The 25684-nt window shown below is 72.9% G+C and carries 25 protein-coding genes and 1 tRNA gene; 15 read left to right on the top strand and 11 right to left on the bottom strand.

The genetic code is table 11. From position 1 onward, the window contains the following. Positions 1-18: 18 nt before the first annotated feature. The 3 genes from VIG76_RS13415 (at position 19) to VIG76_RS13405 (ending at position 1787) form a co-directional block, all read left to right on the top strand. On the top strand, positions 19-726 hold the full coding sequence (locus tag VIG76_RS13415) for a nucleoside/nucleotide kinase family protein (RefSeq protein WP_331954987.1): 708 nt from the start codon (positions 19-21) through the stop codon (positions 724-726). A gap of 113 nt (positions 727-839) precedes the next feature. Then, entirely contained in the window at positions 840-968 is a 129-nt protein-coding gene (locus VIG76_RS13410; protein WP_331954985.1) for a hypothetical protein, read from the top strand. Positions 969-1040: 72 nt separating this feature from the next. Beyond that, positions 1041-1787, top strand: coding sequence for a GDSL-type esterase/lipase family protein (locus VIG76_RS13405; RefSeq protein ID WP_331954983.1), 747 nt, complete (start codon positions 1041-1043; stop codon positions 1785-1787). Between the two features lie 113 nt (positions 1788-1900). Here VIG76_RS13405 and VIG76_RS13400 read toward each other — a convergent pair whose 3' ends face one another. Continuing rightward, on the bottom strand, positions 1901-2344 hold the full coding sequence (locus tag VIG76_RS13400) for an SRPBCC family protein (protein ID WP_331954981.1): 444 nt from the start codon (positions 2342-2344) through the stop codon (positions 1901-1903). A 92-nt stretch (positions 2345-2436) separates the two neighbouring features. On the opposite strand from VIG76_RS13400, the gene VIG76_RS13395 reads away from it, so the two are divergent. Beyond that, positions 2437-3381 (top strand): SPFH domain-containing protein, encoded by a 945-nt coding sequence (locus VIG76_RS13395; protein WP_331954979.1) that lies wholly within the window; start codon positions 2437-2439, stop codon positions 3379-3381. A 9-nt stretch (positions 3382-3390) separates the two neighbouring features. Here VIG76_RS13395 and VIG76_RS13390 read toward each other — a convergent pair whose 3' ends face one another. After that, on the bottom strand, positions 3391-4281 hold the full coding sequence (locus tag VIG76_RS13390) for an oxidoreductase (RefSeq protein ID WP_331954977.1): 891 nt from the start codon (positions 4279-4281) through the stop codon (positions 3391-3393). Between the two features lie 472 nt (positions 4282-4753). Here VIG76_RS13390 and VIG76_RS13385 point away from each other — a divergent pair, with 472 nt between their 5' ends. Beyond that, complete coding sequence (locus VIG76_RS13385; protein ID WP_331954975.1) at positions 4754-5431, top strand: transglycosylase family protein; 678 nt, start codon at positions 4754-4756, stop codon at positions 5429-5431. 112 nt (positions 5432-5543) lie between these two features. After that, positions 5544-6086 carry a flavin reductase family protein gene (locus tag VIG76_RS13380; RefSeq protein WP_331954973.1) on the top strand — a complete coding sequence of 181 codons (543 nt, stop codon included), beginning with the start codon at positions 5544-5546 and terminating at the stop codon, positions 6084-6086. A 52-nt stretch (positions 6087-6138) separates the two neighbouring features. Here the strand turns inward: VIG76_RS13380 and VIG76_RS13375 are convergent, their stop codons facing one another. Continuing rightward, on the bottom strand, positions 6139-7269 hold the full coding sequence (locus VIG76_RS13375) for a coiled-coil domain-containing protein (RefSeq protein WP_331954971.1): 1131 nt from the start codon (positions 7267-7269) through the stop codon (positions 6139-6141). A 45-nt stretch (positions 7270-7314) separates the two neighbouring features. After that, a complete protein-coding gene (locus VIG76_RS13370; protein ID WP_331954969.1) occupies positions 7315-7584 on the bottom strand; it encodes a hypothetical protein in 270 nt (89 codons plus the stop codon). 111 nt (positions 7585-7695) lie between these two features. Here VIG76_RS13370 and VIG76_RS13365 point away from each other — a divergent pair, with 111 nt between their 5' ends. The 6 genes from VIG76_RS13365 (at position 7696) to VIG76_RS13340 (ending at position 14994) form a co-directional block, all read left to right on the top strand. Next, on the top strand, positions 7696-8643 hold the full coding sequence (locus tag VIG76_RS13365) for an NADP-dependent oxidoreductase (protein WP_331954967.1): 948 nt from the start codon (positions 7696-7698) through the stop codon (positions 8641-8643). Positions 8644-8674: 31 nt separating this feature from the next. Beyond that, positions 8675-10594, top strand: coding sequence for a S9 family peptidase (locus tag VIG76_RS13360; protein ID WP_331954965.1), 1920 nt, complete (start codon positions 8675-8677; stop codon positions 10592-10594). Between the two features lie 70 nt (positions 10595-10664). Continuing rightward, positions 10665-11501, top strand: a complete 837-nt coding sequence (locus tag VIG76_RS13355; RefSeq protein WP_331954963.1) for a DUF1684 domain-containing protein — start codon at positions 10665-10667, stop codon at positions 11499-11501. Positions 11502-11532: 31 nt separating this feature from the next. Then, entirely contained in the window at positions 11533-13230 is a 1698-nt protein-coding gene (locus VIG76_RS13350) for a bifunctional 3'-5' exonuclease/DNA polymerase (protein WP_331954961.1), read from the top strand. A gap of 45 nt (positions 13231-13275) precedes the next feature. Continuing rightward, positions 13276-14235 carry an NADP-dependent oxidoreductase gene (locus VIG76_RS13345; RefSeq protein ID WP_331954959.1) on the top strand — a complete coding sequence of 320 codons (960 nt, stop codon included), beginning with the start codon at positions 13276-13278 and terminating at the stop codon, positions 14233-14235. Positions 14236-14487: 252 nt separating this feature from the next. Then, positions 14488-14994 (top strand): DUF3145 domain-containing protein, encoded by a 507-nt coding sequence (locus VIG76_RS13340; RefSeq protein ID WP_331954957.1) that lies wholly within the window; start codon positions 14488-14490, stop codon positions 14992-14994. Between the two features lie 513 nt (positions 14995-15507). Here the strand turns inward: VIG76_RS13340 and VIG76_RS13335 are convergent. The 6 genes from VIG76_RS13335 to aceE form a co-directional block, all read right to left on the bottom strand. Then, positions 15508-16746, bottom strand: coding sequence for a beta-ketoacyl-[acyl-carrier-protein] synthase family protein (locus VIG76_RS13335; RefSeq protein WP_331954955.1), 1239 nt, complete (start codon positions 16744-16746; stop codon positions 15508-15510). A 23-nt stretch (positions 16747-16769) separates the two neighbouring features. Next, the gene (locus VIG76_RS13330; protein WP_331954953.1) at positions 16770-17018 is read right to left on the bottom strand and encodes an acyl carrier protein; all 249 of its coding nucleotides are present in this window, start codon (positions 17016-17018) and stop codon (positions 16770-16772) included. A gap of 68 nt (positions 17019-17086) precedes the next feature. Continuing rightward, a complete protein-coding gene (locus tag VIG76_RS13325) occupies positions 17087-18091 on the bottom strand; it encodes a beta-ketoacyl-ACP synthase III (RefSeq protein ID WP_331954951.1) in 1005 nt (334 codons plus the stop codon). Then, positions 18088-18993: an ACP S-malonyltransferase gene (locus tag VIG76_RS13320; protein ID WP_331954949.1), complete on the bottom strand. Its 906-nt coding sequence runs from the start codon at positions 18991-18993 to the stop codon at positions 18088-18090. Before VIG76_RS13320 ends, VIG76_RS13325 begins: the two co-directional genes overlap by 4 nt. Positions 18994-19084: 91 nt before the next feature. Then, positions 19085-20365: a PucR family transcriptional regulator gene (locus VIG76_RS13315; RefSeq protein WP_331954947.1), complete on the bottom strand. Its 1281-nt coding sequence runs from the start codon at positions 20363-20365 to the stop codon at positions 19085-19087. Between the two features lie 15 nt (positions 20366-20380). Further along, complete coding sequence (gene aceE, locus VIG76_RS13310) at positions 20381-23107, bottom strand: pyruvate dehydrogenase (acetyl-transferring), homodimeric type (RefSeq protein ID WP_331954945.1); 2727 nt, start codon at positions 23105-23107, stop codon at positions 20381-20383. A 120-nt stretch (positions 23108-23227) separates the two neighbouring features. Between aceE and VIG76_RS13305 the strand changes: the two genes are divergently transcribed. Both VIG76_RS13305 and VIG76_RS13300 read left to right on the top strand, forming a co-directional pair. Then, a tRNA-Val gene (locus VIG76_RS13305) sits at positions 23228-23300 on the top strand. A gap of 99 nt (positions 23301-23399) precedes the next feature. Then, positions 23400-24431 carry a saccharopine dehydrogenase NADP-binding domain-containing protein gene (locus tag VIG76_RS13300; protein WP_331954943.1) on the top strand — a complete coding sequence of 344 codons (1032 nt, stop codon included), beginning with the start codon at positions 23400-23402 and terminating at the stop codon, positions 24429-24431. 15 nt (positions 24432-24446) lie between these two features. On the opposite strand, the gene VIG76_RS13295 is transcribed toward VIG76_RS13300, so the two are convergent. Further along, positions 24447-25292 carry an aminoglycoside phosphotransferase/kinase family protein gene (locus VIG76_RS13295; RefSeq protein ID WP_331954941.1) on the bottom strand — a complete coding sequence of 282 codons (846 nt, stop codon included), beginning with the start codon at positions 25290-25292 and terminating at the stop codon, positions 24447-24449. Between the two features lie 101 nt (positions 25293-25393). Here VIG76_RS13295 and VIG76_RS13290 point away from each other — a divergent pair, with 101 nt between their 5' ends. After that, on the top strand, positions 25394-25651 hold the full coding sequence (locus tag VIG76_RS13290; protein ID WP_331954939.1) for a hypothetical protein: 258 nt from the start codon (positions 25394-25396) through the stop codon (positions 25649-25651). Positions 25652-25684 lie beyond the last annotated feature (33 nt).

Genomic DNA, 25684 nt, shown 5'->3' with positions numbered 1-25684 from the left:
CCCCGGCAGACTTCGGACATGGAGCGGAACGACCTGCTGCACCGCCTCGCCGCGCATCTCTCGGAGCGCGACCTCGGGCATCCCCTCCGGGTCGGGATCGACGGGCCGAGCGGCGTCGGCAAGACGACGTTCGCGAACGACCTCGCCGACGCCATCCGGCGCCTCGGCCGACCGGTCGTCCGAGTCGACTCGGACGGCTTCCACCACGTGCGGGCGATCCGGCACCGGCAGGGCCGCGACTCCGCGCGCGGCTACTACGAGGACGCCTACGACCTCGACGCGCTGCGCGACCACGTGCTGATCCCGCTCGGCCCCGGCGGATCGCGCCGGTTCGTGACCAAGGTGCACGACCTGACGTCGGATGCGGTCGTGCGCGAGGAGGCGGACGCGCCCGCCGACGCCGTGGTGCTGTTCGACGCCACGTTCCTGCAGAGCGGATCGCTCCGGGACCACTGGGACGAGGTGATCCTGCTCGACGCGCCGGACGCGGTGGCTCAGCGCCGCGGGGTCGACCGGGACGCTGCGGTCCTCGGGGGAGCGGCAGCTGCGCTCGCCGCCTATGAGTCCCGGTACACCGCGGCCTTCCGGATCTACGTGGCGGAGGAGCGGCCGAGCGACCGGGCGAGCATCCTCCTCGACCACACCGATCCGCTGGACCCAGCGGTGATCCGTGGGCTCGACGGCACCGCGGCGGGCGGCTGGGAGGGGCCGCAGAGTCTCCGCTGATCCCTTGCCCGGACGGTCCGGTCGAGCGACCGTTGTAGTGCTGCAAGGGATTCGCCGGAGCCCGCGGCTCGGCACGAAGGGGAGGACGTCATGATCGATCCGTCGATGTGGACGTGCTGGCCACCGTGACCGGAGGGCCCACCAGCGAGACCGGGATCTTCCTCACCGGCGTCGGTGTCGTCGTGGTGCTCGTGCTGCTCCTCGTGGGGGCGGTCGCGCTCCTCCGCAGCCGGCGGAGCTGATCCTCCCGGGCGGTCGCCCCGTACGTGTTTCTCCCGATGCCCGGGGGGTTCCGCGTGTGTAGCGTCCGGACCATGCGCATCCGATCCACCGCCCGTTCTCGCTTGCTGGTCGTGGCCGGGGCGCTCCTCACCACGATCGGGCTCACCGCCGGATCCGCCCTGCCGGCCGTCGCATGCCCGCCGCCGGTCACGACCTACGTCGCCCTCGGCGACTCCTACGCCGCGGGCCAGGCCACCGACTGCACACACACCCGCTCGAGCTATCCGCGCCGCCTCGACGCGCTGCGTTCCGTGCGTCTCGTGCGCGACGTCGCGTGTGCAGGCGCCACGACCGCGGATGTCGCCGGCAGCCAGCTGTGGGCCCTGAACCGCGGGGTGCGGCTGGTGACCGTGACCGTCGGCGCGAACGATCTCGACGTCTCCGGCCTCGCCGCCATCTGCACGACGACCCCGACGTCCTGCGACGCGGCGATCGCCGCCCGCCAGGCGCTGCTGCCGGCCCTCGGCCTGAGCCTGGCGCACCTGTACGGGCGGATCGCCGCGAAGGCGCCCGGGGCGAAGATCCTGGTGACCGGCTACCCGGCACTGTTCGACACGGGCCCGCTCGTGGCTGCCCAGGGCGCGCTGAACCAGACGATCTCGGGCGCCGTCGCGGCGGTGGCCGCCGGTGGCGCGCACATCCGTTACGTGCACGTGCAGTTCACGGGCCACACCGTCGACAGCGCCCACCCGTGGTTCCACCTCAGCGGTCCGAACGCCTTCCACCCGACGCCTCCCGGGGACCGGGCGTTCGCCTGCGCACTCCGCGCGGCGCTCTGACCCCAGCGCATTCCGCTCGCCGGCCGGCGCCGCCGGGCATGCGGCCCAAGGACACGGCGACGACCCGCAGGACCTCCGCGACGGACGCCCGCGATCGTGTGGGGCTCGGCCGCCTACCGTGACGGGTTCGCGAGGATGCGCTCCAGCACGTCGAAGAAGCCGTTCCAGCCGGCGGTGGTCGCCTCGATCTGCTCGGACGGCAGGTGCTCGCCCGACTGCCGCATCGTCATCCGGGTGCCCCCGTCCGCCTCCTCGAGGCGCACGTCGATCGGCTCGCGGGGCGGCCGGCTCGGGTCGTCGGTCATGGTGAGCGCCAGGTGCGACGGCGGCTCGACCACGGTGTACTCGCCGGTCCAGTCGATGGCGCCGCCGTCGGGGAGGAGCATGCGGACCGACCAGGTGCCGCCCGGGCTGACGTCCATGGAGACCGAGTCGACGGGCACCTCGACCTGATCCGTGCCGAACCAGACGGCGAACTGCTCGGGCGTCGTCCACGCCGACCACACGAGCTCCCGCGGGGCATCGACGGTGCGCGTGATCACGATGGCGTCGGTCATGATCGAACGCTACGCGAGCACCGCCGGCTGGTCACCCCCACTTCCGGGCTCATCAGGGGTTCCTCATGCCGGCGACCCGATACCGTTTCCCCGTGTTCGGCTTCGCCATCGTCCTCGTCGTCCTCGCGGTCGTCACCCTCCTCGCCGCGCTCGTCCTCCGGCGCCGGTCGGGCGATGCGGCGTCCCGTCGTCGCGCCGCCAGGATCACGGCCGCCTCAGGAGTCGGCCTTGCCGGGCTCGGGATCCTCTTCGCGGCGCTCTCCAGCTTCTACGCCCAGGACACCGGCGACGCGAGCGTCGTCGTGTCGTGGACGGGCGACGTCCTCGGCCAGGAGGTCACCCCCGGGCTGCACGTGAAGGCGCCGTGGAGCACGGTCGAGACCTTCAACGTCCGCAACCAGCAGGTGGTCTTCGCCGGCAAGCAGGCGACCACCGACTACACCGGCGGCTCCGCCCTCGGCCCCGACATCACCGTGCAGGACGCGGATGGGGTCGCCAGCGACATCGACATCGCGGTCCGGTACTCGATCCGGCCGACCTCCGTCACGACGATCTACCGGCAGTTCCGCGACGAGACGAACTTCGTCTCGCAGTTCATCACGCAGGACATCCGGTCGACGGTGCGGGACGCCCCGAACCAGTTCACGACGCTGGAGCTGATCACCAAGCGGATCGAGGTGAACACCGCCATCCGGACCGCGCTCGAGCAGCGGTGGAGGAACACGGGCGTGACGGTCGACTCGGTGAGCCTGCAGCAGATCACGCCGCCGGCGAGCGTCACGGCCGCCTACGCCGCGGCGCAGAACGCGCAGATCAAGGTCACGACCGAGCAGAACAACCTGAAGGCCGCGCAGGTGTCCGCGCAGCAGCAGGTGGTGCAGGCCGAGGCGAAGGCGAAGGCGAACGACACCCTCAACCGGTCGCTGACGACGAACGTGCTGAAGCAGAACTACATCGACACGCTTTCGAAGCTCGCCGCGTCGGGCAACGTCGTGGTCGTGCCGGAGGGCTTCGGCGGCATCGTCAACGTCAAGTGACCGCGAACGTCATGCGGGCACGTCGATCGGGACGCCGGTGAGGCGCTCGGCCTCCGACGTCAGCAGCCGCTGGACGTCGCGGTTGTGTGACGCCTTGGTGGAGCCGACGATCACCGGAGCGCCCCGCACCTCGCCGAGGCCGTCCGGCCCGATGTAGGAGCCGCCCGGCAGGTCGCGAACCGTCGCGGCGTACAGCGTCGGCAGCGCGCCGCCCTCCGCCGACTGGCCGAGCCCGTTCACCAGCGCGGCCGACACACCTTCCACCCAGGGCGGCATGTGCAGCCCATGCGTGAGGTTCGTGCTGGCTGCGCCGGGGTGCGCCGCGACGGCACGCAAGCGGGATCCGGCCGCGGTGAACCGGTGCTGCAGGTCGTAGGCGAACATCAGGTCGGCGAGCTTCGACTGCCCGTACGCGAGCCACCTCGAGTAGGACCGTCGCCGCCAGTTCAGGTCGTCGAGGGCGATCCGGCCGATGCGGTGCGCCTGGCTCGAGAGCATCACCACACGATCGGTGAGGCGCGGCAGCAGCAGGCCGGTCAGAGCGAAGGCGCCGAGGAAGTTCGTCGCGAGCTGCAGCTCGAAGCCGTCGGCGCTCCGGGCCTCGTCGACCGCCATGATCCCGGCGTTGTTCACGAGCACGTCGATCGGACGGTCGATCGCCTCCGCGAACGCGCGGACCGAGGCGAGCGAGGCGGTGTCGAGCTGCCGCACCTCGGTGCTGCCCCCGATCCGAGCGGCGGCCTCGTGCCCGCGATCGAGGTCGCGGCACGCCAGCACGACGTGCGCGCCGGCAGCGGCGAGACGCCGGCTCGTCTCGAAGCCCAGGCCGCTGTTCGCGCCGGTCACGATCACGGTCCGGCCGGTCTGGTCGGGCACGGAGAAGGCGGATGCGGAGGTCATGATGGCTGTCTATCGGGGGCGCCTGACCGTTCGGTGCGGTCACCGGGAGTGCCCATGGCGATCATCGGCGGCTGATGTGAGCCGTCCGATCCGCTCCCGACCTGCTCCCAGTGGCCGTCCCGACGGCACCCGAGCAGCGTGCCGCTGCCGATCGAGCGGCTCCCTGCCCGTCCACCACCGAGGTCCAGTACTTGTATCGGGAAGCCGTGTCAAGGGGTCACAGCGACACGCCGACGTTTTGATACCGGTTTGTGATCCTGGGAGTTTCCACCTACTCTCGACCCCGCTCGCCGCGATCCGCCCGACACAGGGAGAAGCGGAACCCCATCCGGCGAGACGTACGCCCGGTGCTGCCACGCTTCGCGCTGCCCACATGCAGCACCGTCACACGACCCTCATACGTCAGGGTGGGCAGCGGCGCAACGACATCCGGGGACGGAACGAGCGTCGGCGGACCCGCTGGAGCACGTACATGAAGATCCTGTCCAACACCCGTCTCACCGCCGGCGGCCTCGCGCTCGCCGCCCTCACCGCGGTCGGCGTCGGCCTCACCGCCGCACCCGCCAACGCGGCCTCCGTCTCCACCTGGGACTCCATCGCCCAGTGCGAGAGCAGCGGCAACTGGTCCATCGACACGGGCAACGGCTACTACGGCGGCCTGCAGTTCAGCATGAGCACCTGGCACGCCTTCGGCGGCACCGGCAGCCCGTCGAACGCGAGCAAGTCGACCCAGATCGCGATCGCCGAGAAGGTGCTCGCGAGCCAGGGCTGGGGCGCATGGCCCGCCTGCTCGGCCCGCCTCGGCCTGTACGGCCACAGCGGCTCGATCTCGGGCGCCTCGAGCAGCTCCAGCTCCTCGAGCAGCTCGCACTCGTCGAGCAGCTCGCACTCGTCGTCGTCGCACGTGTCGCGCTCGAGCTCGTCGTCGGACTCGGACGACTCGAGCTCGTCCTCCGCGGCTCCCCGCCACGTCGCGCACGTCGCGCTCTCCGGCAAGACCTACACGGTCCGCTCCGGCGACACCCTGGCGAAGATCGCGGCGAAGCTGCACACCGACGGCGGATGGCAGCGCCTCGCCGACGCCAACGCGTCCATCGTGCCGAACCCGAACCTGATCTTCCCGGGGCAGAAGCTGCACCTCCCGGCCTGATCCGGCTCCACGACGAGGCCGGCCGATCCGCATCCGCGGGACGGCCGGCCTCGTGTCGTTCCATGACCGACGCTCGCAGGGGCGGCGGATCATGCGCTCCTAGGCTTGCCACGTGAGCACCACCGACCGCGGAGCGGCCCCCGGCGACGCCGAGCGGCCGTCCGGCCCCGTCGTCGAGGCCTTCGACGACGCGACCTTCCGCCAGGTGCTCGCCCGGTTCGCCACCGGTGTGGTCGTCGTCACGGGCGCGACGCCGGACGGGCCGGCCGGCCTCACCTGCCAGTCCTTCTCGTCCCTCTCGCTCGATCCGCCGCTCGTGCTGCTGAGCACGGCGCGCTCGTCGAAGACCTGGCCGCGCATCGAGGCGAGCGGTCGGTTCGCCGTCAACGTGCTCGGTCGCGACCAGGACGACCTCAGCGAGCGGTTCGCGGTCAGCGGCGGCGACAAGTTCGCCGGCGTCGCCTGGCACGCCGGTGCGCTCGGCAACCCGCTGCTCGACGGGGCCATCGCACACATCGAATGCGACGTGCACGCGCTGCACGACGGCGGCGACCACATGATCGTGCTCGGCCGCGTCCGTGCGCTGGAGGCGCCAGGACTCGAGCGGGCGCCGCTCATCTACTTCCGGAGCGGATACCGCTCGCTCGCGGGCTGACCCGGCCGGCGCAGCATCCGCGCCGGACCGGACGTGTACGAGCGGCCGCGCCTCAGTACCAGTAGGGGACGTGCGACGTCTCGAAGGCGTACGCGCCGCACGGAGTCGAGTACCGCGACTGGATGTAGCCGAGGCCCCACTCGATCTGCGTCGCGGAGCTCGTGCGCCAGTCGCCGCCGGAGCTCGACATCTTGTCGCCGGGGAGGGACTGCGGGATGCCGTAGGCCCCCGAGGAAGGGTTGTACGCATCCCAGCGCCAGCCGGACTCGATGTTCCAGAGGCGCACGAGGCAGTCGAACTGCGACCCGTCCCAGCCGTAGGCGCCCATGCGGCCCTGCGCGTAGCTCTGTGCGCCGGCGGGGGAGAGGGACCCCGGCCCCGCGGATCCGGAGCCGAGCGACTCGCCGCCGCCGCCGCCGTTGCCCGCGGCAGCCGCGGCCGCCTTCGCGGCCTGGGCTGCGGCGTACGAGGCCTGCAGGGCGCTCGAGGTCGCCTGCAGCGACTTCAGCTGCGCCTGCAGGGTCGCGGTGCGGGACTTCGTATCGGCGACGGCGCGGTCGGCGGCGTCCTGCGCGGCCTTCGCCTTGGCCGAGAGCGATCGCGCCTTCGCAGCGAGCTGATCGCGGATGACGGCCTGCGCCTTCGCCTGATCGCCGAGGTGCGCGGCGTTGCGCTCGTCCGCGACGGCCTGCTGGAGCAGCGCTGCGGACGAGTCGCCGATCCGTGACAGCGCGCCCAGCCGGTAGAGCAGCGAGTCGGCGTGCTGACCGGAGAGCCAGACGGAGAGCGTGGGGTCACCGCTCCGGTACATCTGGGTGGCCACGGTGCCCGCTTCCCGCTGGGCGGCCTTCGCCTTCTTATGGGCGGCCGCGACCTGGCGCTGCAGGTCGTCGTACGCCGCCTGCGCGGCCTTCACCTGCCGCTCCGCGGCGTCGTACGCGGCCTGCGCCTTGATCGCCGCGGCGCCGAGTGCCGCGGCACGGCTCTCCAGTCCCGCGAGCACGCCCTCGATCCGCTTCACCTCGGCGGCCTTCGCGGTCGCGTCGTGCTTCGCCTGCTGCACCTCGGCCCAGGTGGGGTCGCCGGCCGGCACGGCGGATGCGGCGGGTGCGAGCAGCGCGCCGACGGTCAGCACGGCCGCGGCCGCCCCGGCCACGCCGAACCATCGCTTCCGCAAGCGCATCCGCTCAGGGTAGGTCGGTCGGGCTCCCGTGCCGGGGAGGCGCGCTCAGCGGTACGTCTTCACGACCCGCCATGCGTCGTCGCAGAGGAGCACATCGAAGACGAGGGTCTCCGTGCCGTCACCGCTCGTGCCCTGGAAGCGCCAGCCGCGCACAGGGAGCGGATGGGTCAGCAGCATCCCCAGCGCGTCCTCGATGCGAGTCGGCGCATCCGTCACGCGGTACCGCCTCGCGTGCCAGTCGAGCGCCACGGGGACGCCGCGCTCGCTCGTGCGCAGCAGCGCGGCCCCGTCCGTCCCGGCCGTCGTGTTGGCCATCCCGCACCTCCAGGCGTTCGAAGACGTGTTCGAGAGGCTCATGCTAGGTCGGGCTCCACCGAACCGCAACGCCGGCTCGCACGTGGGCCGGCGATGCGGTTGAGTGACGGCATGAGCCGGCAGGTGATCGCTCCCCGCTACGGCGGACCCGAGGTGCTCGAGGTGCGCGAGCGGGAGGTCCCGCCGCCTGCACCAGGGCGGGTCGTGATCCGGATGCGCGCCGCCGGGGTGAACCCGTCGGACGCCAAGCAGATCGCGGGACGCTTCGGCGACGACCCAGCCAAGCTGCCGCTCCGGCCGGGCGCCGAGGTCGCCGGGGTCATCACCGCCGTCGGCGACGACGCGGTGGGCGCCACCGGCGCGCTCGAGGTCGGGCAGGTGGTGCTGGCCCATCGCGTCATCGGCGCGTGGGCCGACGAGGTCGTCGCCAAGGCGGACAACGTCTTCGCGAAGCCCGCGGCGCTGTCCTTCCCCGCGGCCGCGAACCTGCTGCTCGCCGGCACGACCGCGGCGCACCTGCTCGAGGCGACCGGCGTCGGCCCGGGAGACGTCGTCCTCGTGCACGGCGCATCGGGCGGGGTCGGCACGCTCGCGGTGCAGCTGGCCCGGATCGCGGGTGCGCGGGTGATCGGGACGGCGAGCGACCGCAACCGAGCCCTCGTCGAGCGGTTCGGGGCCGAGCCTGTCGCCTACGGCGACGGGCTCGTCGACCGCGTTCGGGCGCTCGCTCCCGACGGCGTCACCGTCGCGCTCGACTGCATCGGCACCGACGAGGCGGTCCAGACCTCTCGCGCCCTGCTGCCCGATCCCGCGCGCCTCGCCACGATCGTGGCGTTCGCCGCCGTGCTCGCTGCAGGCGGCAAGGCGCTCGGCTCGGGTCCGGGGGCGGATCCCGGCACCGCGTTCCGCAACGCGGCGCGTGCGCGACTGGTCGAGCTCGCCGGCCAGGGCCTCATCGAGGTGCCGGTCGCCGGCACGGTGCCCCTCGCCGACGCGGCCGGCGCGCTGCGGACCCTGGTCGGCGGCCATCCGGGCGGCAAGCTCGCGCTCGTGCCCTGAGGTCGTCGGCGCCGGCCGTTACCGTGGACGCGTGACCGAGCCCCGCACCGCTCCCTACGGCGAGTGGGAGTCCCCGCTCGACGCCGCCGCCGCCGCCGAAGGCGCCCACCGGCCCGTCGAGGCCCGCTACGTCGGCGGCGAGATCTGGTGGTCGGAGCCGATCTCGGCGGAGGGGCGCACGGGGCTGTTCCGGCAGGCCGCCGACGGCTCGCCCGAACCGGTGGTCGCCGCACCCTGGAACGTCCGAAGCCGCGTGCACGAGTACGGCGGCGGCGCCTGGACCGCCGTGGGGGAGCGGGCCGTCTTCGCCGACTTCGCGGACCTGCGCCTGCACCGACTCGACGCCGCGGGCGCGGATCCGGTCCCGCTCACGCCCGAGGACCCGGCCGTCCGGTACGGCGGCCTGATCCCGGCGGCCGACGCGGTCCTCGCGATCCGCGAGACGTTCACCGGGACCGGGCCGACCGACGTCGAGCGCGACCTCGTGCGGGTGCCGCTCGACGGCAGCGCGGCCGACGACGCGACGGCCGTCACCCGCGTGGTGGCGGGCTCGCGCTTCCTCGCCCAGCCGGCGCTCTCGCCGGACGGGCGCCGGATCGCCTGGATCGCCTGGGACCACCCGAACATGCCGTGGGACGGCACCGAGCTGCGGGTCGGCGACCTCGAGGACCATCGCGCCGTGCGCATGCGCACCCTGCTCGGCGGACCGGCCGAGTCCGTGCTGCAGCCGGAGTGGCTGGATGACAGCACGCTCGCCGTGATCTCCGACCGCACGGGCTGGTGGAACCTCTACCGCCTGCCGGTCGACGGTGGCGAGCCGGAGCCGGTGCAGCCGGAGGACCGCGAGACCGGCGGTCCGCTCTGGGTGCTCGGGACCCGCTGGTACCTGCCGATCACCGACGGCCGCGTGCTCGCCGCCTCACGCCTCGGCACCGACGAGCAGGTGCTGCTCGGGCCGGAGGGCCGCACGGTGCTCCGGGTCGACCGATCCGACACCGAGTGGCAGGATGCCGCCGGGGACCGCGTGCTCCTCATCGACGAGTCGGCTGCCGACCCCGCGGCCCTCCGCGAGCTGGACCTGACGACGGGCACGTTCCGGACCGTCCGCGAGGGGGTCGACGGCCTGCCGCTCGAGTACTTCCCCGCGGCCGAGCTGCTCGACCTCGACGGCGTCCACTCGGTCGTCTACCGGCCCAGGAACCCCGACTACCGGGCGCCGGACGGCGAGCTGCCACCGTTCGTCGCGCTGGTGCACGGCGGTCCGACCGCCCAGGCGGGCGTCGGGGTCCAGCCGAAGATCGCGTACTACACGAGCCGCGGCATCGGCGTGGTCGACATCGACTACGGCGGATCCACGGGCTACGGCCGTGCCTACCGGGAGCGGCTCCGCGGCATGTGGGGCGTGACCGACGTCGCCGACGTCGTCACCGTGATGCGCGGGCTCGCGGAGCAGGGCATCGCCGATCCCGCTCGCCTCGCCATCGAGGGCGGTTCGGCCGGCGGCTGGACGGTGCTCGCCGCACTCACGACCACCGACGTCTTCGCCTGCGGCGTCTCCCGGTACGGCGTCGCCGACGCGGTCGCCCTCGCGGTCGACACCCACGACTTCGAGGCCCGCTACATGGACGGGCTGATCGGCCCCTACCCGGAGGCCGCGGATCTGTACACGGAGCGTGCCCCCATCAACCACGTCGCGACGCTGACCACGCCCGTCCTCCTGCTGCAGGGCTCCGACGACCGCGTCGTCCCGCCCTCGCAGTCGCTCACCTTCGCGGCGGCGCTGAAGCAGCGCGGCATCCCGCACGCCTACATCGAGTTCGCGGGCGAGGGCCACGGGTTCCGCGGCCGCGACGCGGTGGTGCGGGCGCGCGAGGCGTCCCTCGCCTTCTACGGCCGGATCCTCGGGTTCGACCCGCTCGGGGTGCCGTCCATCGAGCTCGACCCGTCCTGACCGACGCCGCCGGGAAGGCCGAAGCCGTCCCGGCCGTTGCACCGCACATCCGCCCCTCCGAGAGGACCCCATGACCGACACCGCCACGGCTCCGGCCACCGCCGAGGAGCGGTACGCGCGCTTCCACACCCTCCGCGAGCAGTCGGTCGTCACACCGACCGGGTTCCTCGCCCTCGTCAACACCCAGTGGGTGAGCGAGGAGCAGACGATCTGGGGCGTGCCAGGCACGTGGGCGCCACGGCCCGACGGCGCATCCGGCCTGCTGGTGACGGCGACCGCCGCCGACGGCATCGTGGTCGACGGCGAGCCGGTCGACGGCCAGGTCGTCGTGCGCGGCAAGGACGACCCGCAGCCCGGCTCCGTCGTGTTCGACGACCACACCGTCGGCACGGTCATCCGCGGCGAGGACGGGCAGTACGCCCTCCGGGTCTGGGACGCGCAGTCCGAGGACATCCAGGCGTTCGGCGGCATCTCCGCCTTCCCGTACAACCCGGACTGGATCGTGACCGGCACGTTCACGCCGAACGCCGCGGGCACGACCGTCGGCTTCTCGCACCTCAAGGACGACGGCGCCACTCGCGAGCTGCCGGTGCCCGGCGACATCACCATCACCGTCGAGGGCACCGAGTACCGCCTCGCCGCGTTCAAGGACGGCCGCCGCCTGCAGCTCGTGTTCGCCGACGCGACCAGCGGCGACGACACCTACGGCGTCGGCCGGTTCCTCTTCCTCGCGCCGAACCCCGACGGCACGATCACGCTCGACTTCAACTACGCGGTGCTCCCGCCGTGCGCCTTCAGCTACAACTTCAACTGCCCGCTGCCCCCGAAGCAGAACCGGTTCCCGTTCCGCATCGAGGCCGGCGAGAAGCAGGTGCTCGACACCTCCGGGGAGCCGCTGCACGACTGACGCTGTCCGAGGCGGCTCGTACGGTCGGACCGTGACCCTCCCCGCCTCCGGACCGGCCGTCCCGGCGTCCTCCGAGACGCCGGGGCACGTGCTCGTCGAGTCCGCGGGCGAGCGGATGCGCGTGCGGCGGCTCGCCGGCGGCCGCAGGGTGATCGACGACCGCTCGGTCTCCGCTGCGGAGCTGCCGGCGCTGGTCGCCGGGCTCGAGGCGACCCGGCCGCGCTGGGTGTGGGACACCGCCGCCGTGTACCCGCAGCTGCTCGCCGCGGGGGTCCGCGTCGAGCGCGCGCACGACCTGCGGCTCGCCCGGGCGATCCTCCGCCGCGCCGCGGCGACCGCCGACCGCTTCACGGACCTGCCGGCCGACGGATGGGACGACGGGCCCGCGGACCAGCGAGGGGCGCCGGTGGCCCTGTTCGGGCTGGAGTCGGAGCACGGGGCGGCGGATGCGCTCGCCGAGCTCGAGCGGCAGACCGAGGCCGTGGAGGCGGCTGTGCGGCCCGGTGCGCTCCGCCTCCTGCTGTCGGCGGAGTCGGCCGGCGCGCTGGCTGCCGCGGAGATCTGGCACGCGGGCCTGCCGTGGCGCAGCGACCTGCACGAGCGCCTGCTCGAGGAGCGCCTCGGCCCCCGCGTGCCGGACGGCACTCGCCCCGCCGTCCTCGAGGGCCTCGCCGGCGAGATCCGGGCGGCGCTCGCGGCACCCGGCCTCAACCCCGACTCGCCCGTCGAGCTGCTGAAGGCGCTCCGCTCGACCGGGCTGCAGGTGGAGACCACCCGGTCCCACGAGCTGGCCGCCCTCGAGCATCCGGTCGTCCCCCCGCTGCTCGAGTACAAGAAGCTGGCGCGGCTCGCCGCGGCGAACGGCTGGCACTGGCTCGACACCTGGGTGGCCGACGGACGCTTCCGGCCCGACTACGTCGTCGGTGGGGTCGTCACGGGCCGCTGGGCGACGCGGAACGGCGGGGCGATGCAGCTGCCGAAGCAGATCCGCGGGGCGGTCACCGCGGATCCCGGCTGGCGGCTGGTCGTCGCCGACGCGGCCCAGCTCGAGCCGCGGGTGCTCGCCGGCATGGCGCACGACCGCAGCATGGCCCAGGCGGGCCGCGGGCGCGATCTCTACGACGGCATCGTCGCCACCGGCGCCGTCGCCGACCGGAACGCCGCCAAGTACGGGATGCTCGGCGCCCTCTACGGGGCCACGCAGGGCGCCGGCGGCCGGCTCGTGCCGCGGCTCGCGCAGCGCTTCCCGTCCTCGCTGGGCCTCGTCGAGCGGGCGGCGCGGGCGGGGGAGCAGGGCTCAACCGTCTCCACGCTGCTCGGTCGCACCTCGCCGGCGCCGTCGGCCGGCTGGCACGCCGCGCAGCAGGCCGCGGCGGGGCTGGACGCCGAGGCGGCGCTCATCCGCCGTGCGCGCGCCCTCGCTCGCGACCAGGGGCGCTTCACCCGCAACTTCGTCGTGCAGGGCACCGCGGCCGAGTGGGCGCTCTGCTGGATGGCGGACCTCCGCAAACGGCTCTGGCAGCTGGGGTCCGGCCCGCTGACCGAGCGTCCTCACCTCGTCTACTTCCTCCACGACGAGGTGCTCGTGCACACCCCGGAAGCGCTCGCCGAGCAGGCGGAGCAGGCCGTCCGCGTCTCGGCGACCGCCGCCGGGCGCCTCCTCTTCGGCGACTTCCCGATCGACTTCCCCCTCGATGTCGCGGTGGTCGAGTCCTACGCGGACGCCTGACCGACGTGGTGCGAACGCCCGATCAGGCGGGCGTTGAATGAGGCCATGACGAACGACATCCCGACCACCGCCCGTCGCGTCCTCGCCCCCGAGTACGGCGGCCCCGACGTCCTCCGGCTCGTCGACGAGGAGGTGGTGCAGCCCGGTCCCGGCCAGGTGATGATCGCCGTCCGTGCGGCCGGCGTGAACCCGGCGGACTACAAGGGCTTCTCCGGGCAGCGGAGCAGCGATCCCGCCGCCCTCCCCATCAAGCCGGGCTACGAGGTCGCGGGCGTCGTCGTTGCGCTCGGCGCCGACACCGAGCTCGCCTCGGGCGGGGGAGCGGTCGGCGACGAGGTCGTCGCGTTCCGGGTCGCCGGCGGGTACGCCTCCGTCGTCACCGTGCCGGCGAAGGACGTCTTCGCCAAGCCCGCCCCGCTCGACTTCCCCGCCGCAGCCAACCTGCTCCTCGTCGCCGCCACGGCCGCGGACATGCTGCGCGTGGTCGACGTCGAGGAAGGGCAGACGATCCTCGTGCACGGCGCCTCCGGAGCCGTCGGCGTCAGCGTGCTGCAGCTGGCGCGCGAGCGCGGCATCCGGGCGGTCGGGACGGCGAGCGAGCGGAACTTCCAGACGGTGCGCCGGTTCGGCGGCGAGCCCATCGCGTACGGAGCCGGGCTGCAGCAGCGCGCCGCGGACGCCGCGCCGGAGGGATACGCCGCCGCGCTCGACTGCGTCGGCACCGACGAGGCCGTCGATGTGTCCCTCGCGCTCGTGTCGAAGGACCGGCTCGTGACCATCGCGGCGTTCGGGCGCGCGCAGGCCGAGGGTTTCGAGGTCGTCGGCGGCGGCATGCCGGAGAGCGCCGCGTTCCGCGACCGTGCGCGGCCCGAGCTGCTGGCACTGGCCGCAGAGGGGAGGCTCGAGGTGCCGGTGGCGCGCACCTACCCGCTCGAGAAGGCCGCCGAGGCGCTCACCTTCCTCTCCGAAGGGCACCCGGGCGGCAAGCTCGCCTTGATCCCGTGAGTCCCGGCGTGCCGGGCGGGGGTCGATGCGGTGTGCGGCGAGCATGGATCTCCTCGATCCCCGGCGCGCCGTCGCGCTGTTCCCGCCCGGCACGCCGATGCCGACACACTCGCCTTGTGATTCCGGCGTGTCGTCGGGCATACTTCCGGGGAGTCGAATAGGGCTCCGCTAATTTCATAGCGGTGGCATCGGTTCATCCGTTCACCACAGGTCGTTGGGGAAGACGCATCTGTTCGAACGGAGGACGAATCCATGGTCACCACCTCCGCCCGGGGCGTGCTGTACGTGCACTCGTCGCCTCGCGCGCTCTGCCCCCACGTCGTGTGGGCGGCCGGTCGCGCGATCGGCCGTGCCGTCAGCTTCACCTGGGCTGATCAGCCGGTGCTCCGCGGTTCGCAGCGCACCGACTTCTACTGGGAAGGCGCGCCGGGCACCGGTGCCGCCATCGCTTCCGCGCTCCGCGGATGGGAGCACCTGCGCTTCGAGGTCACCGAGGACCCCCGCGACGGTGTCGACGGCAGCCGTTGGCTGCACACCCCCGACCTCGGGATCTTCCACGCGCAGACCGACGCCGCCGGCAACGTCGTGATCCCCGAGGACCGCATCCGCAACGCCATGGAGGCGGCCGGAACGAGCATCATCGAGCTCCACCGGGAGCTCCGGCTGGCGCTCGGTCAGGCCTGGGACGACGAGCTCGAGCCCTTCCGCCACGCCATCGGATCGTCCTCCGTGACCTGGCTCCACCGCTCCGCCGTCTGAACCTGGATGCGACACGCCCGACGCATCACAACCGTGTAATTCTTGCGGCGTGTCGCGGTGGTTCCGACCCGCTCGGACCCGTACCGTTTTCTCGTCAGCGGATGCGAATTCTTCAGTGTTCGGGCTGTATGGGTAGCGGCCCTCGAACCTCAGCATCTTGCGGCAGAAGAGCCCCCGTCCGGATGGGTACCGGCCGGGGGCTCTTCCCTACTGCGACCGCGGTCTTCGACCCGAAAGCGGATCGAAGACGTCGTGGATTGCCGGTCCGATCAGGACCGGCGTCCGGCCTCGGTGCGAGTGCTGTCCGTGCGGACAACTGCTGCCGCTGTAGCGCCGGCAGTTGTCCCCACGGACAACAGATCGCTCCTGACCGGCTGACGTGCTCGGCGTGGCGCTCCGGAGTGCGTGGCGCGTCGTCACGAGCGCTTGGGCAGGCCGAGACGACTTCGGCAGGCCCCTCGTGAACGAGGGAGGAGCCTGCCGAAGTGCTTCAGAGCCTGCTGAGGTGCTCTGCTAGGCGCTGGCGAAGGCCACCACGGCGTTGTGGCCGCCGAAGCCGAAGGAGTTGCTGATCGCCAGCACGTCACCGGCCGGCAGCTTCCGCGGCGTCCTAGCCACGTCGAGCGGGATCTCCGGATCCTGCTGCGTCAGGTTGATCGTCGGCGGCACCACGCGCTCGGAGAGCGCCTTCACGGTGAACAGCGCCTCGATCGCACCGGCCGCGCCGAGCAGGTGCCCGGTCGACGCCTTCGTGGCGGTCACGACGACCTCGTCGAGGTGATCCCCGAACACGTGCTTCAGCGCCTTGTACTCGGCGATGTCGCCGATCGGCGTGCTCGTCGCGTGCGCGTTGATGTGCCGGACGTCCGCGACGTCGTGCCCCGCCGCGCGCACCGCGGCGATCATCGCGCGGGCCGCCGCCGTGCCCTCCGGGTCGGGTGCGGTGATGTGGTGCGCGTCACTCGTCACGGCGGATCCCACGACCACCGCGTAGATGCGGGCGCCTCGCGCCTTGGCGTGGGCCTCGGTCTCGAGCACCAGGGCCGCGGCCCCCTCGCCCAGGACGAACCCGTCCCGCGCCTCGTCGTACGGCCGCGACGCGTGCGCCGGGTCGTCGTTGCGCTTCGACAGGGCCTGCATCGCCGCGAACGACGCGAGCGGCAGCGGATGGATGCTCGCCTCGGTGCCGCCCGCGATGATCACGTCCGCGAGCCCCGCCTGCAGGTGCTCCACCGCGTTCGCCAGCGACTCCGTGCTCGACGCGCACGCCGACACCACGGTGCGGGCACCGGCTCGCGCCGAGAACTCCATCTCGATGGCCGCCGCGGGCGCGTTCGGCATCAGCATCGGCACCGTCATCGGCAGGACCCGGCGCGGACCCTTCTCGCGGAGGGTGTCCCACGCGTTCAGCAGCGTCCAGACGCCACCGATGCCGGTCGCCCAGTCGACGCCGAGCCGCTCCGGCTCGACGTCGGGCTCCCCGGCGTCCTTCCACGCCTCGCGGGCGGCGAGGAGCGAGAACTGGCTGCCGCGGTCGAGGCGCTTGGCCTCGACGCGATCGAGCACGGCCTCCGGATCGACGGCCGACGGGGCCGCGAACGTCACCGGGAGGGCGAGCTCGGCGACCCACGGCTGCTCGAGCGACCGGGCACCGGAGGCGCCGTCGAGGAGTGCCGACCAGGTGTCGGGTGCGTTCGGCGCGAGCGGCGAGAACGTGCCCAGGCCGGTGATGACGATGCGGGGGGCTGCCATGAGGGCGGTTCGAACCTCGGCGGTCAGCTCTGGGCGTTGACGATGAAGGTCACCGCGTCGCCGACCGTCTTCAGGTTCTTGACCTCCTCGTCGGGGATCTTCACGTCGAACTTCTCCTCGGCGTTCACGACGATCGTCATCATCGAGATCGAGTCGATGTCGAGGTCGTCGGTGAAGGACTTGTCCATCTCGACGGTGTCGGTCGCGATCCCCGTCTCGTCGCTGATCAGCTCGGCGAGGCCGCTGAGGACTTCTTCGGTGGACTGGGCCATGGGGTTGTGCTCCTTGCTCGGGGTCGGATTCGACGGCTGACAGTGTATTGGGCGCGCTCCGGGCATCCTCAGGGGAGCCGGACCACCTGCGACCCGAAGACGAGTCCCGCGCCGAACCCGATCTGCAGCGCGAGGCCGCCGGACGCCTCGGGGTGCTCCGCGAGCAGCGCGTGCGCGGCGAGCGGGATCGACGCGGCGGACGTGTTACCGGTGGTGACGATGTCGCGGGCGATCAGCACGTGCTCGGGCAGCTTCAGCTGCTTCGCGAGCTCGTCGATGATCCGGATGTTGGCCTGGTGCGGGATGAAGGCGGCGAGGTCGTCGGAGGTGATGCCGGCGGCGTCGATCGCGTGCTGGGCGACCTTCGCCATCTCCCACACCGCCCAGCGGAAGACCGCCTGGCCGTCCTGCCGCAGCGTCGGCCAGTCGACCGCCCCGGCGCCGTCGCGGTAGGCGGCGAGGGTGCTGTCCATGCCGACGGCGTCCCAGCGGGAGCCGTCGGAGCCCCAGATGGTCGTGGCGACGCCGGGCTCGTCGGACGGTCCGAGGATCGCCGCGCCCGCACCGTCGCCGAGGAGGAACGAGATCGTCCGGTCGGTCGGCTTCGCGTACTGCGAGAGCTTCTCGGCGCCGACGACGAGCACGTACTCGGCGAGGCCGGAGCGGATGAAGGAGTCCGCCTGCGCGATCCCGTACGTGTATCCAGCGCAGGCCGCCGAGATGTCGTAGGCGGGCGCCGGGGAGGCGCCGATGCGCTCGGTGAGCAGCGCGGCGAGCGAGGGCGTCTGCACGCTGTTCGACACGGTGGAGACGAGCACCGCACCGATCTGCTTCGGGTCGATGCCGGCCGCGGCGATCGCCTGCTTGGAGGCGTCCTCCGCGAGGTCGACGGTGTCCATGGCCTCCGAGGCGCGGCGCCGCTCGACGATGCCCGTCCGCTGCCGGATCCACTCGTCCGAGGAGTTGATGGGGCCGGCGATGTCGTCGTTCGTGACGATGAGGTCGCCGCGCGAGGCGCCGAAGGCGAGGATGCGGGAACCGGGGTGGCCGGAGGCCTGGTGCAGGGCGGTCATGCGGTCCGATCGAACAGGTCCTGCGCGGCGGCGAGATCCGCCGGCGTCTTCACCGCGACGGCCGGAACGCCCTTCAGTCCCCGCTTGGCGAGGCCGGTGAGGGTGCCGGCGGGAGCCAGCTCGACGAGCCCGGTGATCCCGGCGGCGGCGAACGACTCCATGGTGCGGTCCCACCGTACCGGGGAGGCGACCTGGGCGACGAGCAGGTCGACGAACGCGCCGCCGTCCTGCACCTCGCTGCCGTCGTGGTTCGTCCAGATGCGGGCGGTCGGGTTCTGCGGCGACAGGGTGTCCGCGAACTCGCGGAGCGTGCCGACGGCGGGCCGCATCACCTCGCTGTGGAACGCGCCGGCGACCTGCAGCGGGATCACGCGGCTGCCGCGGACGGGCTCGGACTGCAGACGCTCGAGCGCGTCGAGCTCGCCGGCGGCGACGATCTGGCCGCCGCCGTTGCGGTTCGCGGGCACGAGGCCGAGCTCGTCGAGGCGGGCGAGCACCGCGTCCTCGTCGCCGCCCAGCACCGCCGACATGCCGGTCGGACGCACGGCAGCGGCGTCGGCCATCGCGCGACCGCGCACCCCGATGAGGCGCATCCCGTCGGTCTCGCTGAGGATCCCGGCGGCGACCGCCGCGGTGACCTCGCCGACGGAGTGACCCGCGACGGCGGTCACGGGGCGCTGGAGGGCCGCGAGCGTGACCAGCCCGGCCGCGACGATCAGCGGCTGGGCGACGTCCGTGCGGCGGATCGTGTCGGCATCCGCCTCGGTCCCGAGCTGCACGAGATCGAGGCCGACGGCCTCACCGAGCCGCTCGAGGTGCTCCCGCGCTGCGGGGTCCTCGATCCACGGCGCGAGGAACCCGGGCGACTGCGAGCCCTGGCCGGGCGCGACGACGACGATCACCGCTCCAGTCTGCCGAACGCCACCTGACCGCGCGTTCGGGAAGCGCCAACGAATCAGGGGGAACGCTGTCCGTGCCCCACAACGGGAGCGGTCAGCGCCCGACGCGCCGCCGCGTCGGGACGGGCTCGCTGATCGCGCCGAGGATCAGCGCCGAGTGCAGGATCAGCGCCTCACGCGGCCCCGTGGCGTCGTAGCCGATGAGATCGGTGATCCGCTTCAGCCGGTAGCGGACCGTGTTCGGATGCACGAACAGCTCACGCGCGGTGCCCTCGAGCGACCGCCCGTTGTCGAGGTAGGCCCACAGGGTGCCGAGCAGCTCGCTGGTCGAGTGGTCCTTCAGCGGACGGTAGATGCGGGCGATGAGCGTCGACCGCGCGACCGGGTCGCCGGCGAGCGCGCGCTCGGGCAGGAGGTCGTCCGCGAGCACCGGACGGGGCGAGCGCCGCCACGCGCGCACGACCGCGAAGCCGGCGAGCGCGGCCCGTGCGCTGCGGGACGCCTCCACGAGGTCGGGCACCGGATGTCCGAGCACGACGGCGCCCGGTCCGAACCCGGACTCGAGGCGCTGCGCGATGTCGAGGAAGGAGAGCTGGTGGTCGTCGGCCGGCTCGCCCTCCATCCGCGCCACCTCGTCCTTGGGCTCCTCGGCGAGCCGGTCGCGCGCCGCCTCCTCGCGGCCGGCGATCGTCCATCCGCTGCGCTCGTCCGCGCGGCCGATCACGAGCACGAGCCGGTTGCCCTGCACGCCGATCAGCACGTCCGCCGCGAGGTGCCGGGCGGTGCGCCGCAGCTGGTCGACGTCGAGCACCGGGGGAGTGGTGCCGACGAGCACCGCCACCTCGCCGTGCCCGTGCCAGCCGAGCGCGGCGATGCGGCTCGGCAGCGCGTCATCGGCCTCGCCGGAGAGGATCGAGTCGACCACGAGGGCCTCGAGCCGCGCGTCCCACAGGCCCCGAGCCTCGGCGGCCCGGGCATAGACGTCCGCGGCCGCGAAGGCGATCTCCCGCGAGTACAGCAGGATCGCCTCCCGCACGGAGTCGTCGGTGCCGCGGGTGACCCGCTCCTCGACGACCTCGACCGTCGCGCGGATGAGCTGCAGGGTCTGCTGCAGACTGACCGACCGCAGCAGCTCGCGCGGGGCGGTGCCGAACACGTCGGCCGCGATCCACGGAGTCGACTGCGGGTCGTCGTACCAGCTGATGAAGGAGCGGATGCCCTGCTGGGCGACCAGCCCCACCGCGCTGCGCCGGCCCGGGGGCATCTCCCGGTACCACGGGAGGGTGTCCTCGAGCCGCTTCAGGGTCGCGGTGGCGAGCTCACCGGCGATCTGGCGCAGCCAGGCGAGCGTCTCCTGCTTGGTCCGGGCGGCCACGGCGGGGGCGGCCGGTCAGCTCTCGCCGCCGGCCGAGCCCGTCGTGCCCGCGTTCACGTCGTCGAGGCGGTACTTCGAGAACGCCTGCGCCGGCACCTCGCGGTCCACCTTGCCCTCCTCCGCGAGCAGCTCCAGCGCCCGCACGACGACGCTCGGGCCGTCGATGTGGAAGTACCGGCGCGCGGCCGCGCGGGTGTCGGAGAAGCCGAAGCCGTCCGCCCCGAGCGTCGCGTAGCTGCGCGGCACGAACTGCCGGATCTGGTCGGGCACCGAGTGCGCGAAGTCGCTGACCGCGACGACCGGGCCCTCGGATCCGTTCAGGCGCTCGGTCACGAACGGCATGCGGCGCGGCTGCCCCGGGTTCAGGAAGGCCTCCCGCTCAGCGTTCAGGCCGTCGCGGCGCAGCTCGCCCCACGAGGTGACGCTCCACACATCCGCGGCGACGCCCCAGTCCTCGGCGAGCAGCTGCTGCGCCTCGAGGACCCAGGGGACCCCGACGCCGGAGGAGAGCAGCTGCACGCGGGGACCGTCGACGTCCGAGTGCTTCAACTCGTAGATCCCGCGCTTGACGCCCTCGACGTCGAGCCCCTCGGGCTCGGCGGGCTGCGGCATCGGCTCGTTGTAGACCGTCAGGTAGTACATGACGTTCGGGTCCGGATGCGTGCCGCCGTACATCCGCTCGAGGCCGTCCGCCACGATGTGGCCGATCTCGTAGCCGTACGCCGGGTCGTAGGACACGACGGCCGGGTTCGTCTCGGCGAGGGTGAGCGAGTGGCCGTCGGCGTGCTGCAGGCCCTCGCCGGTCAGCGTGGTGCGGCCGGCGGTCGCGCCGATCAGGAACCCGCGGACCATCTGGTCGCCGGCGGCCCAGAGGGCGTCGCCGGTGCGCTGGAAGCCGAACATCGAGTAGAAGACGTAGACCGGGATGAGCGGCTCGCCCTGCGTCGAGTACGAGCTGCCGACCGCGGTGAACGCCGCGACCGCGCCGGCCTCGTTGATTCCGACGTGCAGGATCTGGCCCTGCGGGCTCTCCTTGTAGGCGAGCAGCAGCTCGCGGTCGACCGAGGTGTAGTGCTGGCCGCGCGGGTTGTAGATCTTCGCCGTCGGGAAGAAGGCGTCGATGCCGAAGGTGCGGGCCTCGTCGGGGATGATCGGCACCACGCGGGCGCCGAAGTCCTTGGCGCGGACGAGGTCCTTCAGCAGGCGGACGAACGCCATCGTCGTGGCGACACCCTGCGTGCCGGAGCCGCGCTTCACGACCTGGTAGGCCTTCTCGTCCGGCAGCGTGACCGGTGTGTGCGTCGTGCGGCGCTGCGGCAGGTAGCCGCCGAGCGCGCGGCGGCGCTCCTGCAGGTACTGGATCGCCTCGTCGTCCTGACCCGGGTGGTAGTACGGCGGCAGGTACGGGTTCTCCTCGAGCTGCGCGTCCGTGATCGGGATGCGCAGCTCGTCGCGGAACTGCTTCAGGTTGTCGAGCGTGAGCTTCTTCATCTGGTGGGTCGCGTTGCGGCCCGCGAAGTTCGGCCCGAGGCCGTAGCCCTTGATCGTCTTCGCGAGGATGACGGTCGGCTGGCCCTTGTGCTCGAGCGCGGCCTGGTACGCGGCGAAGACCTTGCGGTAGTCGTGGCCGCCGCGCTTCAGGTTCCAGATCTGCTCGTCGGTGTAGTCCTCGACGAGCTTCGCGGCGCGCGGGTCGCGGCCGAAGAAGTTCTCCCGGACGTAGGCGCCGCTCTCGGCCTTGTAGGTCTGGTAGTCGCCGTCCGGCGTGGAGTTCATCAGCTTGAGCAGCGCGCCCTCGGTGTCGCGGGAGAGCAGGTCGTCCCACTCGCGACCCCAGATCACCTTGATGACGTTCCAGCCGGCGCCGCGGAAGAAGCTCTCGAGCTCCTGGATGATCTTGCCGTTGCCGCGGACGGGGCCGTCGAGGCGCTGCAGGTTGCAGTTCACGACGAACGTGAGGTTGTCGAGGCCCTCGTTCGCCGCCACCTGCAGCTGGCCGCGGCTCTCGACCTCGTCCATCTCGCCGTCGCCGAGGAACGCCCACACGTGGCTCTCGGAGGCGTCCTTGACGCCGCGGTTGGTGAGGTACTTGGCGAGCTGCGCCTGGTAGATCGCGTTGATCGGCCCGAGCCCCATCGAGACGGTCGGGAACTGCCAGAACTCGGGCATGAGCCGCGGGTGCGGATAGGAGGGGATGCCGTGGGGCGCGCGCGAGCGCTCCTGCCGGAACCCGTCGAGGTCCGCCTCGCCGAGCCGTCCCTCGAGGAAGGCGCGGGCGTACATGCCGGGCGAGGCATGGCCCTGGAAGAAGACCTGGTCCCCGCCACCCGGGAAGTCGGGGCCGCGGAAGAAGTGGTTGTAGCCGACCTCGTACAGCGCCGCCGAGGAGGCGTACGTGGAGATGTGGCCGCCCACGCCGATGCCGGGCCGCTGCGCCCGGTGCACGGTGATCGCCGCGTTCCAGCGGATCCACGCCCGGTACCGGCGCTCGATGTCCTCGTCGCCGGGGAACTCGGGCTCGTCCTCGGGCGCGATGGTGTTGACGTAGTCGGTCGTCGGCACCATCGGGATCCCGAGGTGGAGCTCCTGCGACCGGCTCAGCAGGCTGAGCATGATCTCGCGCGCCCGCTCGTGGCCCGCCTGAGCCACCAGGGTGTCGAGGGATTCCCTCCACTCGGCGGTCTCGGCCGGGTCTCGGTCGAGGGTGCCGGCGAGGTACGGATTCTGATCGTTGACCGCCACTGCATCTCACTTCCTGGTCGAAGAGAAGAGGCGCTGCGAGTGTAGTGGGGCGACCTTGTGCCGCTGCGGGAGCATCGCCCTCCGTCACGCCACCTGCTCGTGGCTAGGCTCCGTCAGGAAGGGCCTTTAGCTCAGTCGGTAGAGCGCCACGTTTACACCGTGGATGTCGTCGGTTCGAACCCGGCAGGGCCCACCGGCTCGGCTGGCGGGGGCGCCAGGGAGTCGAACCCGGCAGGGCCCACGATTCGAAGCGAGCCTCGCCACGGCGTGTCGTCTCTGCCAGGATCCAGGCGTGCTGGCAGTGGTCGGTGCGACCGGCAGGACCGGGTCGCTCGTGGCCGAGGTCGCCGTCGCCCGCGGCCTCGACGTGCTCCTCGTCGGCCGCGACGAGGTGGTCCTGGCCGCGCTCGGACGCCGGCTCGGCCGCCCGTGGGTCGCCGCCACCGTCGACGGCGACGCGCTGCCGCGGGCCCTCGAGCGGGCGGACGTGGTCGTGAACGTGGCCGGACCGTTCGACGCCACGGCAGAGCCGGTGCTGAAGGCCGCGATCGCGTCCCGCACCTCCTACCTCGATCTCTCCAACGACCTCGCCCCGGTCCTCGCCGTGCTGAGGGCCGACGGCGCGCTCACCGCGGCCGGAATCAGCGCCACCCCGGCTGTCGGGTTCGGCACCGTCGCCACCGACGGGCTCGCCCGGCTGCTGACGGAGCGGATCCCGGACGGCGTGCGGCTCCGGCTCGGCATGGCGATCGGCTCCGACGGCGGCAGCAGGGGCGTCGCAGCGAGCGCCCGCGAGGTCGTGCGGGCCGGCGCTCGGCGACTGGAGGCGGGCGTGCTCGAGCGAGCGCCGCTCGGCCGCGGCGCCTATCGCGCCCCGGACAACGGGCCGCTGCTCGTCCCGGTCGGACTTGCCGACCTCGCGATCACGCCGCTGACCACCGGCATCCACTCCGTCGCGGTCGGCGTCGCCATGCCGCTGCCGCGCCCCGCGGCCCGGCTCGTGCTCCCCGCGGTGGCGGCGGCCGCCAAGCGGCTCCCGGCCTTGCCTCCGAGCCGGCCCAGACCCAGACCCAGACAGGGGGACCGGGAACCGGTCAGTCGCGCCTGGGCCGAGCTGACGGTGGCCGACGGCACGACCGCGTGGGCGTCGCTGCGCACGGGCGACGGCTTCCGGTTCTCGGCGGAGGCGGCCGTGGCCGCGGCGGAGCGCGTGCTCGCGGGCGACGCGGAGCCCGGCTCGGGCACCGCGTCCGGCCGATGGGGGAGCGCCTTCCTCGCCGCGCTCCCCGACGTGCGGATCGAGACGTCGCCCGGCCTCAGGTGAACTCGTCGGCCGTGCTCAGTCGGCCGCCGCGGCCATCCGCTCGAGCGTTGTCGCGACGCGCTCGTACGGTGCGAGGCCGATCGTCGCCGTGCCGTCGGCCGCCTGCTGCCCCTCGTCGAGCAGCCGGAAGAGCAGAGCACGAGCCAGCGCCGGGGGCGTTCCCGCCCATCCCGTGCTCGACAGCAGCGCTTCGCTCGACCCACCGCGCAGGAGCGCGTCGGCGACGACCACCGCCGACCCGTGCACGGCCGGGCGCCGGTAGGGCGACAGGTCGATCACCGCCGGAGCGAGGCCGGGTGCGAGCAGCACGTTGCCCAGCAGATCCAGATGCACGAGCTGCGGAGGCTCGTCGCTCGGTGTCGTGAGCCGGCGCAGCCGGCGCGCGAGCGCCTCGAAGGGCGCAGGGATCTCGATCTCGATCTCGATCTCGCCCCAGGCCGCCCGGTCCGCGAGCGCCCAGCGGTCTGAGCGCGCGCGGAGGAAGGACGGCGCCGGCAGCGGCGCGAGCGCCGCGTGCAACCGCTCCGCGGCCGCCAGCACATCCAGCGGGCGATCCGGTCGTGGCTCGCCCGGCAGCCAGACGTCAGCACGCCAGCCGTCGGCGGTCCACCGTCCCCCCACGGTCGGCACCGGCGTGACGAGGCGGATGCCGGAGACCCTCGCTCGCACGTCCGGAAGCGCTGCGGCCCACCAGCCGACCTCCGTCTCGGCCGACGGGCCGCCCACAGGCTTCAGCACCAGGTCGGTGTGCCCGCGGGCCCGCCAGCTCGTGCCCGCGCCGCCGCGGAGGGGCTCCGGACGGGCGTCGACCACGCCGAACGCCGCGAGCGCCTCCGGGCCGGGTGGCTGTCGCGCGGGCATCCGGACACGCTGCCACGGCTTCTCCGACCGCGAGGGCGTCGGCTGCGGAATCACTGTCTGACCCGGGGTGTTGTATCTGGTGAAGAGCCAGGGAGGCAGTCATGAAGGGTGATCGGGTCGAGGTCGTCGTGGACACGGGCGGCGACACGAAGACGTATGAGATCGAGGCGACTCGGGCAGGCAGGCGGCTGGATATCGCCCACGGTCGCGGCCTCGTCGAGGTGACCGAGGTGACCAGAGGCGGCACGCCCGTGCGCACCGCCCGGTTCATGGCGAGCAGGGTCATCGCCATGGTGGAGCACCCCGCCTCGCAGGAGGCCGTCGCCGACGACGTCGTGCCGCTCCGTCCGGTGGCCTGAGCCGCCGAGCACGAGCGGCCGCGCCGGTCCCCG

The sequence above is a fragment of the Amnibacterium sp. genome (genome assembly GCF_036559085.1).
In the GTDB taxonomy this organism is placed as follows: domain Bacteria; phylum Actinomycetota; class Actinomycetes; order Actinomycetales; family Microbacteriaceae; genus Amnibacterium.
Note: the sequence above shows the minus strand (reverse complement) of the source record. Positions and strands in the feature narration are given on the sequence as shown.

Bases quoted from the DNA above. Each gene is read 5' to 3' on its own strand.
- VIG76_RS13415 (WP_331954987.1), top strand. From the start codon at position 19: ATGGAGCGGAACGACCTGCTGCACCGCCTCGCCGCGCATCTCTCGGAG.
- VIG76_RS13405 (WP_331954983.1), top strand. From the start codon at position 1,041: ATGCGCATCCGATCCACCGCCCGTTCTCGCTTGCTGGTCGTGGCCGGG.
- VIG76_RS13400 (WP_331954981.1), bottom strand. From the start codon at position 2,344: ATGACCGACGCCATCGTGATCACGCGCACCGTCGATGCCCCGCGGGAG.
- VIG76_RS13390 (WP_331954977.1), bottom strand. From the start codon at position 4,281: ATGACCTCCGCATCCGCCTTCTCCGTGCCCGACCAGACCGGCCGGACC.
- VIG76_RS13385 (WP_331954975.1), top strand. From the start codon at position 4,754: ATGAAGATCCTGTCCAACACCCGTCTCACCGCCGGCGGCCTCGCGCTC.
- VIG76_RS13375 (WP_331954971.1), bottom strand. From the start codon at position 7,269: ATGCGCTTGCGGAAGCGATGGTTCGGCGTGGCCGGGGCGGCCGCGGCC.
- VIG76_RS13370 (WP_331954969.1), bottom strand. From the start codon at position 7,584: ATGGCCAACACGACGGCCGGGACGGACGGGGCCGCGCTGCTGCGCACG.
- VIG76_RS13365 (WP_331954967.1), top strand. From the start codon at position 7,696: ATGAGCCGGCAGGTGATCGCTCCCCGCTACGGCGGACCCGAGGTGCTC.
- VIG76_RS13355 (WP_331954963.1), top strand. From the start codon at position 10,665: ATGACCGACACCGCCACGGCTCCGGCCACCGCCGAGGAGCGGTACGCG.
- VIG76_RS13345 (WP_331954959.1), top strand. From the start codon at position 13,276: ATGACGAACGACATCCCGACCACCGCCCGTCGCGTCCTCGCCCCCGAG.
- VIG76_RS13340 (WP_331954957.1), top strand. From the start codon at position 14,488: ATGGTCACCACCTCCGCCCGGGGCGTGCTGTACGTGCACTCGTCGCCT.
- VIG76_RS13335 (WP_331954955.1), bottom strand. From the start codon at position 16,746: ATGGCAGCCCCCCGCATCGTCATCACCGGCCTGGGCACGTTCTCGCCG.
- VIG76_RS13330 (WP_331954953.1), bottom strand. From the start codon at position 17,018: ATGGCCCAGTCCACCGAAGAAGTCCTCAGCGGCCTCGCCGAGCTGATC.
- VIG76_RS13325 (WP_331954951.1), bottom strand. From the start codon at position 18,091: ATGACCGCCCTGCACCAGGCCTCCGGCCACCCCGGTTCCCGCATCCTC.
- VIG76_RS13295 (WP_331954941.1), bottom strand. From the start codon at position 25,292: ATGCCCGCGCGACAGCCACCCGGCCCGGAGGCGCTCGCGGCGTTCGGC.
- VIG76_RS13290 (WP_331954939.1), top strand. From the start codon at position 25,394: ATGAAGGGTGATCGGGTCGAGGTCGTCGTGGACACGGGCGGCGACACG.